Source organism: Rhizobium sp. P38BS-XIX (assembly GCF_012641435.1).
Lineage (GTDB): Bacteria > Pseudomonadota > Alphaproteobacteria > Rhizobiales > Rhizobiaceae > Rhizobium.
On sequence record NZ_JABAIJ010000002.1, the window covers coordinates 72,440 to 85,562 of the forward strand.

The 13,123-nt window shown below is 57.2% G+C and carries 3 protein-coding genes and 3 pseudogenes; all 6 read left to right on the forward strand.

Annotated elements, in window-relative coordinates:
• Positions 1–110 precede the first annotated feature (110 nt).
• Positions 111–368, forward strand: a pseudogene (locus HGP17_RS33535) (plasmid partitioning protein RepA); the annotation flags it as partial.
• A 308-nt stretch (positions 369–676) separates the two neighbouring features.
• Positions 677–1,888: a plasmid replication protein RepC gene (gene repC / locus HGP17_RS09500; protein ID WP_168808311.1), complete on the forward strand. Its 1,212-nt coding sequence runs from the start codon at positions 677–679 to the stop codon at positions 1,886–1,888.
• Between the two features lie 1,103 nt (positions 1,889–2,991).
• Positions 2,992–4,767, forward strand: a pseudogene (locus HGP17_RS33540) (ATP-binding protein); the annotation flags it as partial.
• Positions 4,768–4,818: 51 nt separating this feature from the next.
• Positions 4,819–7,056 (forward strand): annotated as a pseudogene (locus tag HGP17_RS33545) (GAF domain-containing protein); the annotation flags it as partial.
• Positions 7,057–8,262: 1,206 nt separating this feature from the next.
• Positions 8,263–9,183 (forward strand): recombinase family protein, encoded by a 921-nt coding sequence (locus HGP17_RS09515; RefSeq protein ID WP_168808312.1) that lies wholly within the window; start codon positions 8,263–8,265, stop codon positions 9,181–9,183.
• A gap of 307 nt (positions 9,184–9,490) precedes the next feature.
• Positions 9,491–13,072, forward strand: coding sequence for a hypothetical protein (locus tag HGP17_RS09520; protein ID WP_168808313.1), 3,582 nt, complete (start codon positions 9,491–9,493; stop codon positions 13,070–13,072).
• The last annotated feature ends 51 nt before the right edge of the window (positions 13,073–13,123 follow it).

A 13,123-nucleotide genomic window follows, 5' to 3' on the forward strand; every position in this document is an offset into this window, starting at 1 on the left:
CTTGCTGCAGACTTAGAATCGCGGCTTACATTTAAGACGGAAGAAGCGCGTCTGACGCCGATAAAACCGTCTGAGGACAGAAGGCCAAAGTGAACGTGATCGCTCGGTACATCGAAAAAGCATCGACATCAGCCTGTATCACGCAGCGTGCTGAAGCGCTGTCTGCACAGTTGCGTGCTGTTGGTGAACGTGCGTTTCCGCCGAACGCCCAGAAGTACCTGAGATCGTTTTCTTCCGAAGAGGGCGCTGAGGTTGTCGGCGTCTCTGACGGGTATCTCCGTCAGCTTTCACTCGACGGTCTTGCGCCGGCTCCAGACCTCGCAAATAGTCGCCGTCGGTCATACTCGCTCGAGCAGATTAACGAAGTAGCCACGCTGGCCCTAACCGGAAAGCCCTGCACAATTCAGATCAGCAGAAATCGTAATGAAGCCTTCGCCAATTTGCTTATGGGAAGGCTTCCCGAACTCTACGCCCACCTCCGCGGCCAGTCCGCATCATCCGAAGAATAAGTCTGAAAGGAAACAGCAAAAGAAAAAGGCCCCCAAACGTTGCCGTCATGGAAGCCTCTCTCAAAGGTATAAGCAGCCGGAGAATCGCATTTTCATAAATCGTAGTCAAGAGTTCGTGGCATCGTTTCGGTGAGCGGATTTCTTTTGCCTTTTAAAGGTGAGAGAAAATGCACGGTGAAAATGTGACGACGCCTTTTGGGCGGCGAACAATGACGCTTGCCCTCGTGAAAACTCAAATCCGAAATTCTGGAATCAGACAGGGCAAGACCGTCGACAAATGGAAAGTGTTCAGGGATGCTTGCGACGCCAGATCCTTGCTCGGTGTGCGCGATCGAGCGCTCGCAGTGCTAAACGCTCTTCTAACGTTTCATCCTGAAACGGAGCTAAGCGACGGGCGCAATCTCATCGTGTTTCCGTCGAACGCTCAGCTTACGGCGCGAACAAACGGGATCGCCGGTACGACGCTGCGCGAAAACTTGGCGCACCTGGTCGATGCGGGTCTTATACAGCGCTGTGACAGCCCGAACGGAAAACGCTACGCGCGTAAAGCAATGGATGGCTCCATCGAGACGGCGTACGGCTTCAACCTGAGGCCGCTCCTCAGCCGCTCGGAAGAGCTCGCTCTCCTGGCTCAGCAGGTCGCTGCAGAGCAGCGGAGACTGAAGATAACCAAGGAACGTATCACCATTGCGAGACGCGATGTCCGCAAGCTGATCTCGGCAGCCGTTAACGATGGTGCTCCAGGCGAATGGGGCAAAGTCGAAAACATCTTTGCGGAACTGATGCGGCGACTGCGGTCGGCTAAGACCCTGCAATCATATGAGGTGATCCTAGACGAGCTGGAGCAATTGCGTCAGGACATAATCAACCGTTTGGATGTTCAGATTAATTCTCAAAGTTCCGTCGTCAATGATAGCGAAATCCGTTGGCACATAAAGGATTCAAATACTGAATCTATTATTGAACTTGAACCAGGCTTTGAAACAAAGCAGGGCGAAAGACCGAGCCCTGTTGTTCCACGGAAGACCGAGCCACTAAAAGCGTTTCCCTTGGGTATGGTCCTGCGGGCATGCCCGGAGGTTTCAATGTATGGTCCGAGAGGCAACATCGAAAGTTGGCGGGACCTGATGAGCGCCGCCGTCGTGGTTCGCTCAATGCTCGGAGTTACTCCCTCAGCCTACCAGGATGCTTGCGAAGTGATGGGTCCTGAAAATGCGGCAGCCACCATGGCCGCTATCCTCGAACGAACGGACCATATCAGCTCGGCCGGCGGATATCTCAGGGACCTGACGGCGAGGGCGCGCCGCGGCGGATTTTCACTTGGACCGGTGCTTATGGCGCTGTTGCGAGCAAGAAGAGTGGAAGCGACCCTCGCTTAGTCGTGGGCTATAGCGACGGCGCTCCTGAAATCTTTGCATTGTTGTCAACTGACTAACAAGCTAAGGTATTGAATATGCTTGGAGAGAGACAATAAGCCTCCACGGGATCTATCTGGACCTTTTCAACGACGGCTCTTGCTATATCCGCTGGCTCATCCAATTAATACCCTGCAGGCAGATGCGTTTATTCGCACAAATTGCCGCATTCACTCCTGGTCGAGGTAACCGTGACTGAGATAGCGAACGCCACAGGCGAAACTCCGAAGTTCGACATGTTCTTCGGTGGCGGCGAGTCCGGCGCGCTGATGAGGGGGATCGAATGGAATACAACTCCGTTCGGACCACCAGACACCTGGCCTCAGAGCCTGAGATCAGCGGTCAGCATCTGTCTCGGCACCAACTTCCCGATCGCCATTTATTGGGGCCCCGAACTCGCGCTCCTTTACAACGATCCATGGAGCGAAATTCCAGGGGCGAAGCATCCATGGGCAATGGGACGTCCAGGCCGCGAAGTTTGGCCCGAGATCTGGGACGCCATCGGACCGCTGTTTGAGTCCGTGCAGCAAACAGGCGAGGGTGTTTGGCAGGAAGATCAACTGCTGCCGATGAACCGCCACGGCTATACGGAAGAATGCTATTTCAACTTCACCTTCAGCCCAATCCGCGGCGAAAACGGCACGGTGGAGGGCATCTTCAACGCAGTGGTCGAGACGACCTACCGCGTGATCGAGGAACGACGCGAAAAGACACTGCGCGAGCTTGCCGAGCGTATTGCCTCAGCCCGATCGGAGGAGGATGTCATGACGCTCGCGGCCGAGGTTCTAGGTAAACGGCCGCAGGACGTACCTTTTTGTCTGTTTTACCGCTTCGACAATGGTGGCTCCGGAGCGAAGTTGGTCGCCAAGGTCGGTCTTGATATCGATTCCTATGCTCCATCGCCGGTTTACGCTGGTGATCACGGTGCGCTTTGGTCGATCGACAAAATGATCGCAAGCGAAAGCCCGGTTACTGTCGAGGGCTTTGAAGATCTTTTTCGTGAGAAGCCAAATTCTCGAGCCTGGCCGGAACCGGTTGAACGTGCTCTGATGTTGCCGATCAGCGTCATGGGCAGTTCCGGCGCGCCAATCGGGTTTCTCGTTTGCGGCATCAGTCCGAGACGCGAACTTGATGCCGAATATGTTTCCTTCCTCCAACGCGCCGCCTCGCATGTCAGCACTTCGCTCGCCAACGCCCGTGCCTACGAGGAGGAACGCCGGAAATCCGAGGCGCTTGCGGAGATAGACAGAGCAAAAACGACGTTCTTCTCAAACGTCAGTCACGAATTCCGTACCCCGCTTACTCTCATGCTTGGGCCGATCGAAGACGCACTTGCTGACCGCGACAGCTTGATCCCGCGCGAGCGCGAGCGCATCGAGGTACTCCATAGGAATGGATTGCGTCTATTGAAGCTCGTGAATTCGCTCCTCGACTTCTCACGCATCGAGGCGGGCCGTGCGCAGGCGAATGTCGAGCCCACGGACATGGCCGTCCTGACACAAGAATTGGCGAGCAACTTCCGCTCAGCGATCGAGAAGGCAGGCCTCAGCTTCAATGTCAACTGCGCTCCGCTTTCACAACCAGCTAATGTCGATCGGGAGATGTGGGAAAAGATTGTTCTCAATCTCCTGTCAAACGCTTTCAAGTTCACGTTCGACGGTGAGATTGCAGTCGAACTTTCGGAATCCAGGGGCAACGCCATCTTGCGGGTGCGTGATACCGGGGTCGGAATTCCCGAAGAAGAGATTCCGCGTCTCTTCGAGCGTTTCCATCGCGTCGAAGGCGCTCACGGCCGCTCGATTGAGGGGTCTGGGATCGGGCTTGCCCTGGTCCAGGAACTCGTGAGGTTTCACGGCGGAGAAATCCGCGTCGAAAGCAAACTCGGCAAGGGGACGGATTTCGTCATCAGCATTCCGCTCGCTTATGCGTGGCAGACGCCGCAAGACTTAGCAGCACAACAGCGGCCCATCGCGCTGACGTCGGTTCGTGCGGATTCGTATGTGCAAGAGGCGCTGCGGTGGCTTCCCGAGGAAGAAAACGCCAGACCTGAAATCGTTTCTGAAGCCGAACCAACTGCGATCAATCGCCGATCTTCGATCAGGATTGTTCTGGCTGATGACAATGCCGACATGCGGTCGTATGTACGGCGCCTGCTCGAGGCACAGTATGAGGTCGAATCCGTCGGGGATGGACAGGCTGCGCTTGAATCCATTCGTCGATCGCGTCCCGATCTCGTCTTAACCGACATCATGATGCCACGACTCGACGGTTTCGGTCTGATCAGGGAAGTTAGGGACGACGCGGCGCTTCGTGACCTTCCCATCATTGCTTTTTCGGCGAGGGCGGGTGAGGAGGCAAGAGTGGTAGGCCTCAATGCGGGGGCGGACGATTATCTCGTCAAACCTTTCTCAGCCAGAGAACTTGTTGCTACGGTTCGGTCGAACCTTGAGCTCTCCAGATTGCGTAGGGAAACAACCGCAGCGCTGCGCGAAAGCGAGGCCCGCTTCCGCAACATGGCCGATCACGCCCCTGTCATGATGTGGGTGACCGACGAGGATGGGGCGTGTACCTATTTGAACCGCAGCTGGCACGAGTTTACCGGCCAGACGGAAGCGGATGGCCTAGGTTACGGCTGGCTGCGAGCGACCCATCCCGATGACAAGGTCGACGCTGAGCGCGTGTTCCTGGAGGCGAATCAGCGGCACGAGCCGTTCCGTTTTGAATACAGGTTGCGGCGGGCCGACGGCGAATATCGTTGGGCGCTTGATGCGGGCGCGCCGCGCTTTGGCAATGATGGGTCATTCCTCGGATTCGTCGGTTCGGTTATCGACATTACGGACCGAAAACGGACGGAAGGAGTGCAAGCCGCGCAGGCGCGTCTGTTGGAAGCGGCAATGCAGGACGTGCCGTTGCAAGAATTGCTGGAAAGCCTTGTTACCATGGTGGAGGGTCTCTCTTCTCGTGGCGTGATCGCCTCGATCCTTCTCACCGACCCGGAGCGACGCCGGCTTTTCCATTGTGCAGCGCCCAATTTGCCAACGGAATTCAACGAGGCCGTGAATGGCATAGAGATCGGCCCGAACGTTGGCTCCTGCGGCGCCGCCGCCTATCGGAAAGAACCGGTCTACGTCCACGACATAGAGAATGATCCCCTTTGGGCGGATTATCGCGACCTTGCTCTGGCTCATAATTTGCGCGCCTGCTGGTCGGCTCCCATCCTATCGAACGAAGCCGAGGTCCTTGGAACATTCGCGCTTTACTATTCACATGCACTGGAAGCGCCGTCATCCGACCGTGATCTGCTCGACTTCGTCGCGGGATCTGCAGCGCTCATTATCGAGCGGCGCAATAGCCAGGAGGCGCTAAGACAGCAAACGAGGCGGCTTGAGGCCCTGAATCGAACAGGCGAGGCGCTCGCGGGTGAACTCGATCTGGAGCGGCTCGTGCAGACCGTCACCGATGCGGGTGTCGAGCTCACCGGCGCCCAGTTTGGCGCATTCTTCTACAATGTGGTCAACGATGTCGGCGAGAGCTATATGCTCTACACGCTGTCGGGCGTGGCTCGCGAGGCCTTTTCCAAGTTTCCGATGCCTCGGAACACAAAGGTCTTCGCGCCCACGTTCATGGGCGAGGGGATTGTCCGGTCGGCCGACATTATGGCGGATCCCCGGTACGGGCACAGTGCACCCCATCATGGTATGCCGAAGGGCCACTTGCCGGTCAGAAGCTATCTGGCCGTTCCGATTATCCTCGGTGGCGGTGAGGTTATAGGCGGACTGTTCTTTGGGCATCCTGAGCCCGGCAAGTTTACGGCTCATCATGAAACGTTGATGGGCGGAATAGCGGGACAAGCCGCGATCGCCTTCGACAATGCCAGACTGTTCCGCACCGCGCAGAACGAAATCGATCAACGCCGCGCGGCGGAAGAAAAGCTCAGCCTCTTGAATGCAAATCTTGAGGATCAGGTGGCCGAGGAAATCGCCCGACGCGCCGAGACGGAGCAGGCTCTTCGTCAGGCGCAAAAGATGGAAGCAATCGGCCAACTCACCGGCGGTGTTGCGCATGACTTCAACAATCTGCTGCAGGTGATTGCCGGCAATCTCCAGCTACTGTCAAAAGACCTCGCCGGACAGGAGCAGGCAACGCGTCGTGTCACTAACGCTCTGGCGGGTGTCGAGCGCGGGGCAAAACTCGCCAGCCAACTTCTGGCTTTCGGTCGAAAACAGCCGCTCGAGCCGAAAGTTGTCAATATCAGCCGTTTTGTCTCCGGCATCGAGGATATGTTGAGGCGGACACTGGGCGAGGCAATCGAAATCGAGACCATCCGGGGCGGCGGTCTCTGGAACGTCTCTGTCGATCCGACACAGGTCGAAAACGCAATCCTCAATCTTGCGATCAACGCCCGTGATGCCATGCAAGGTGAGGGAAAACTCACCATCGAGGTTGGCAATGCCTTCCTGGATGACAACTATGCGCGTCTTAACGGCGACGTGGCTGCTGGCCAGTACGTCATGCTTGCTGTTACCGACACCGGTTCCGGCATGCCCCCGGAGATTGTCGACCAGGTCTTCGAACCATTCTTCTCGACGAAACCTGTCGGGAAGGGAACAGGTCTCGGACTTTCCATGGTCTACGGCTTCGTCAAGCAATCCGCGGGGCATATCAAAATCTACAGCGAAATCGGACATGGCACGACGATCAAGCTGTACTTCCCGCGTGTCCATCAGCAGGAAGATCGGCTCGCTGGGACTGATACCGGGCCAGTGGCCGGCGGGTCCGAAACTATTCTGGTTGCAGAGGATGACGCGCAGGTTCGCGATACGGTCGTCGAGATGTTGGTCGATCTGGGATATCGGGTTCTGAAGGCCAAGGATGCCTCCGCAGCGCTGACGATTATCGAAAGCGGCATCCACATCGATCTGCTGTTTACCGACGTCGTGATGCCGGGTCCCTTGAAAAGCGCAGATGTGGCAAGACAGGCCAAGGTGCGCCAGCCCCACCTGGCGGTGCTATTTACCAGCGGATATACCGAAAACTCGATTGTTCACGGCGGTAAGCTCGACACCGGTGTCGAGCTCCTTTCCAAGCCTTATACCCGCGATGCACTCGCCAAAAAGCTGCGCCACGTTCTGAACAATCATAAGCCGCGTTCGGTTTGAACCAAGAAGCATGGCCGTTACTGAAACAGGTTGCGCGAGCCGCGCGGTTCCGGCGTGGGTTGCCGACGGCCCTCATGGAACGCTACAGATCGGCGGAATCGAGCGCTCGTCGATAGGTCTCACTCGCGTATTGAAATCCGCGGTCCGTGTGGTGAATTCAGTTAGGTGAAAGCTTTCTGCTCTCAAGCGCCGAACGAAGACCTCGTGCTCTTAAAGCATGGCCCGTCCATATCAACATCGATGCCAAAGGTGTCCGCCAGCGGTGAGGTGCCACAGCGCATTTGCTTCAAAATCGAAGGTTGTTGAGATCGCAAGTTACGGCGGCGACACTCCAAGATAAGGGAAGCCGCCGCGTTGGTACGTCAAGAGCTGCACGTCGATTGTAACGTGGCGATTGTGCATCCTACTGGCCTGATTGACGACCTGTCCACAATGGTCTCAAACGCCCGATCGCGGCTGCCGTCGCCATTTACCACCGGAGAGGACGGCGAAAACCATCGCAACATCGGCTGCCAATTGCGGGATTCCCCCATGCGAAAACTCACGTAAGCGCGCGATATTCACGTTGCCTCACCGGTGGAAGCAAACGCCGTAAACCCTTCCATAAGGGAATTTTGAACTTTGATTTGAGCAGGTTAGGTAGCGGCTTAATTGGACCTAAAGGAGCTTATTTCGCGCCGTCGAATGACGTAAATGAGAGACCGACTCTTTTTGCCTGCTCTGCCGTCGCTGGATATGTAATCCTGGATCACCGAATCGCGCAAGATGCTCAATTCGAGACGCGCGTGAGCGGCCTGAGCCAACGCATGGCAGATTCCAGGCATCGCCGCCGATGTCGTTCGGTGAGGCTGAGAAAATTCTGGACGTCAAGAGAACTGAAATCTCCTTGGAGGCGCTACAACGCCAACAGGCACGGCCGCATCCGCCCAATCATGTCCTTGTCAAAACAAGGAGCCCTCATCATGCGCCGATGGTTCCTTGCGACAGGCGTTTCATGCCATTTCCTCCGCAGAGATCACAGGCAAGAGTTTCGCGCTTTCGGTGAGTTACCCTTTAGGTCTATCACAAAAACCTGCCCTATGGCGCTCTAATCCGATCTTAAAAGACGCAAACAAAGGTTCATTTACCGATAGCTTCCCATTCTGTACAATCGTGTTCGCAGGCGAGGATGCAAGTGAGATGACAATTGAAGTGGCCGACACGGTCAGCCTCGGAGCGAAGCGATTGATTGGTTATGCCCGCACCTCGATCGACGAGCGGCTTGGCGGTGGGCAGGTAGAAAAACTTCGTGCCGCCGGCTGCGTGCGCATTCATCAGGAACAAGGGTCAGGGATATCTTCGTCCAGGCCGGTCCTGAACAGGCTCTTGCGCGAGGTCAAAGCCGGAGATGTTCTGGTCGTTGTTCGTCTCGACCGACTCGCCCTATCCGTCAGCCATCTCCTTCAGGTCATCGACGATCTGCATGCCCGTGGCGTGCACTTCCGCTCCCTGGACGACCCGATCGACACAGCGGTTCCCCAGGGCCTGTTTTCGCTTCAGGTTCTTCGCGCCGTCGCCCGCCTCGAGCGAAACCTGATTTCGGAAAGAACCAAGTCCGGCATGGCGAGTGCCAAGGCCCGTGGCCGGCTGGCGGGGAATCCCGGTATTCGTCAGGGGCGTCCTGAAGCAAAGCAAGCGCTCTCGCGGGCGCGCAAGCAAGCATACCTCGATGAACTCCTGATGTCGGTTCAGACCTGGTTGCCAACGGTAAAGCAACTGAGGCCACAACATACCTGGGAGAATGTCGTTCAGATCCTCAATCGACGCGGCCAATCCTGGACCGTCGAACGGCTGCGACGCGCCGTACATCGGCTCGTTGAAGACAAGCTTGCGGAGCCGGAGCTGCTGGCGCGATCCCCTCGCCGCCCGCCCGAAGACAGGTTGATGAAGCGTGTTGCGTCGATCGCCATTGCCGATCCCGATCTTTCGCTCCGCGCGATCGGCGCAGAGCTCGAGCGGTTAGGCGAACGCCCTCCCCGCGGAGGCCGCAAGTGGCAGGCGTCCTCCGTCAAGGCTCTCCTGGACGAAGCCCATCGATTTGGACTGCTGCGCCTGAACTAGCTTCGCCGCGAGCTCTGGGCCGACTTATTAGGTCGCCATTCACCCTGCGGTCGGATAGCGGTTTCGATCATGCCCCGACATGCTATCTCGCGCCCGTATCTTCCAATTGGATAGGCATGTCGTGCGAAAAAGCTTTTTCAATGTGCAACCTTCCGACCTCGCTTTATACGACCGGGACGGGACAGAGGTCGTCCGGCAGCTCATCTGGTCCGAAGCCATTTCGCGCGGCATTTCCCCAACGGCGACCGACACGCCCTTTTGTAGCAACAATCCAGACGGTGGCGTCGACGCCAGCGTCGACACGGATGTGGATTTCCGCCCGAGCGCCTTCATCCCGTCGCCACAAACCTCCTATCAGATCAAGACAGGCAAGGTCGATCCCAAACCAAATCGCATCAAGGACATCGAAAATCTCCTGATCACGCCATCGAAAATCATTCGCCGGTGGGTAGGTGGTCGCAAGCTTGATAAGGTGCCGTATCGACGGGAGGATCTGCTGGATAGTGTTAGGTGCTGCCTCGACGCTGGGGGCACTTTCGCCGTGCTGCTCTTTGGCGTAGATGGTTTGAAACGCGACGCGGAGGCCTCGGAAACTGCGATCCGCATTTTCCTGCACTCCCTGGCTGTCGACCCCTATCAGGATGCGAAGATCAAGGTCTGGAAACAAAGCCAGATATGCACGCTCCTGCAATCTTACCCGGATATCGCCTTGATGATCAGGGAGCAGGCAGGATTTCCTTTAAGCTGGTTCGGGCGCTGGGATCAGTCCGAGCAATCGCTCTTCCCCCTCCCCTTGCAAGAGCTCGACGAACGCATTGCAGCTCAGCTCGAACTCCGCGATACCCTGCGCCACGGCTCTTATCCTTCCCGCCCCATCAGGATCTATGGCACGCCTGGCGTTGGCAAGAGCCGATGGCTTCGCGACGCCCTGCGGGTCGACGACCTTTCACCACACGTTGTCTTCGCAAGCAAACCATCCGACATCACGCCTGCGGCTCTTTCCACATTGAAGGCGACAAAGGTGCAACGCCTGATCCTTGTAGTCGATCATTGCAGTCTGGATGATTGCCTGGCGCTTCAACAGAGCCTCATCACCCTTCCCATCTCGCTGATCACGATCGCGCTCTCGGTCGATGACCGCGGCAAGATATCCAACACGATCGGTTTTACGATCGATGGCTTGAACAGACCGTACAGCGAAAAGCTTCTCGCAAAGTCGGAGCTAACGCTCGATCCTAACGACATCAAACGCTGGGCCAGACTGTGTGACGGCAATCTTCAAGCATTCGAGGTTTTGGCTCACGTGTTAACCCACCACAGTGCGAACCCCCTTGCTGCTTTCGTGCGACACTCAGGCCTGGATCAGCTTTTGATCGGGACATCGTCGGGCGATTCAGTTGAGAGCTCTCGGGCAGTCCTTGCAACACTTGCACTCCTCAACTCGCCGGGGATTCCAAAGAGCGATGCGAACAACGACATCTTGTTCCAGCAGCTCGATGGCAAGGTTGGACGTGGCGACGTCCGAGCAATCGTGGACGAGATGAAGTGGCGTGGCGTGCTGGCTCATGGCGATGGATACTCCTTCTCGCCGTTTGCGCTAAAGGTAAAACTCTGGATCGACTGGTGGGAGACGTTCTCGCACGAGGATAGGTGGACCCCGTTCTTTGATCAACTGCTCAGCAGCACTGACTACGAAATGGGGGAGATGTTTGAGTTCGCCTTTCTGTCTCCGCAGGCTCGAAGGTTCGCAGGCCGGTATCTCAAGACAAAGGAAGGCAACGGCGAATGGCTTCGTGCCGCAAACGCAGCCGAGCTCTTTAACGGACTGGCACGCGCCTGCCCTCGCCTGGCCATGCGACATCTGGACGTCCTTTTCGAGAACGGCACGCCGCGTTTCGGCGATGGCAATTTCGGTGTTGTTGCCGCTCTGAGATACATGGCTCGCTTTGACGATCTGTTTGCGCCAGCGATAAAAAAGCTAATTGCCCTGGCGCTAGACGAGAGCGATTGGCAGCTCTTTGGAGCACGTCAGGCTTTCATCGCGCTCTTCTCGGCGACCTTGCCTTTTTCGGAACCGGCGGCCCGAAGACACGTCGAGCTGCTAGCCAAATACGTTCGCGATGCGGACCCTCGACAAGCAGAGATCGCCCTTGCCGCCTTCGCCGCAGCCCTGACGCCGTCCATGTTTGAGCCGCAGCCCGATGATACCTTCGATGGCGAGCCGGCCTTTGACGCTCCACCCAATGAGAGCGCGGCTTCCAAGGAAGCTATCTACCTTCATTATTGGCGCCGCCTCGCCCAGATGCTTTCAGATCTCACGGGCGCGACAAGAGCAGACGTCATCGCCATCCTGCTTGCCAAATTTCCAAAGCTGTCGGTGTTCCCGACCCTCCGAGGCCCGATTGCGGAGACGCTCGAAGAAATCGCCGGCCTTGACGATTGTCCAGGAAAAGACTTCGCCGACGCGATCGATCGCTTCCAGACCTTGGGGACCATCGGTCTTCCAGAGATATTCCGAAAGCGCGCCTCTGATCTTTCATCGTCGAACCCAACCGCATCCCTCGAAGCTCGATTGAAGGCCTGCTGCGCCGTCCGTCTCACGCTCCAGTTCGATACGGTCGAGGGAAATCGCATCCCCTTTTCGAATGACCGCATTGATGAAGTTGCACGGGAGCTGATGGAAAGCGCAGGAGCCTTTGACGCCTTGTTGGACTGGCTACTATCAAGCAGAAATCTTCGAGGATTCGAAATCGGCTTCTGGCTGGCGAAACACGATCTCCAATTTCAGCATTGGTCTACCCTCATCGATGCCTGGACTGAGCTCGACGGAACCGGCGGCAACGAGTTCGTTGCCGGCTATCTCCATCTCGTTCGAATCCGGGATCCCGATCTCTGGGAAGAAGCTGCGATACGTTTGTTAGCCCATCCGCATCGAAACAGTCCTGCGCTTTTGCGGGAGAGCCAGATGACCGAAGAGGTGGCCGCCACGCTGCTTGACTGTCTTGCTGACGGCAGAGCGCATCCGACGGATTTTATCGCGCTGACCAAGCAAACAAACCTCCGGGGCCTCTCTGACGAAACATTGGATAAATGGCTGTCTGCGCTTCTCGATCACCAGGAAGGCGGCAATGAAAAAGCGGCCTTCACGTTCGCTGCGACCTGCGCTATCCTTAAGCGCACGCTGTCTTTCGACACGCTCCTCGCTGCGGCGCTGCTTCCGTTTGACGGGTTGGGACGATTCCCACACGGCGACGCATCATTTGTCACGCAATGGACGACCCTCTCCGCCTGGGTCATCGAACACAGCCCTGCCCACCGGGCCGTGTTGATCGAGCGCCTTCTTGAGCATCTGGGGGATGCCAGGTTAGGCCGTCTAACGGGGCCGGTCCTTTTAGAAGCCACCGCACAAGCCGCGATCGATGTCTGGCCGTGGCTTTCCGCAAAGATGTTGCAAACGCCGCACGAACACCGGATGCCGATCTTCGACTGGTCCCGCGGCCAACGACTGCTGGTCGGTCGGGCGCGCGGCGCGCTGTCCAGCGTAGACCCTGAAATCGTACTTGATTGGATCGCCGAGGATCCAGATACCCGCGCCGTGCTAGGCGCACTTGCAGCACCGGACGACCTCACCGGCTCCGTCTGGAGGGAAGGTATCAGCCGCACGATCATTATAAAGTATGGCGATAGCACGCGGGTCAGAGCCGCGTTGCTCAGCAATCTCTATGACTACAGAAGGCCAACCGGGATCGCTGGCATCACAAGTTCGACCGTAGGTGACAGTGTTGCCGCGGACATCGTCCACCTTGAACAGCTTGCCAAGGATGAAGCTAATCCGGAATGCAGACGATGGCTCTACGAGGCCGCTGCGGAACTCGAGCTCGGCACATAGCATCCGACTTCATGGAGCAGGAGGCCAAACCATGTCGTATAGCCATCCGCC

What these genes read in the sequence shown, in the direction of transcription:
- HGP17_RS09515 (WP_168808312.1), top strand. Translation starts at nt 8,263, where the DNA reads ATGACAATTGAAGTGGCCGACACGGTCAGCCTCGGAGCGAAGCGATTG.
- repC (WP_168808311.1), top strand. Translation starts at nt 677, where the DNA reads ATGCACGGTGAAAATGTGACGACGCCTTTTGGGCGGCGAACAATGACG.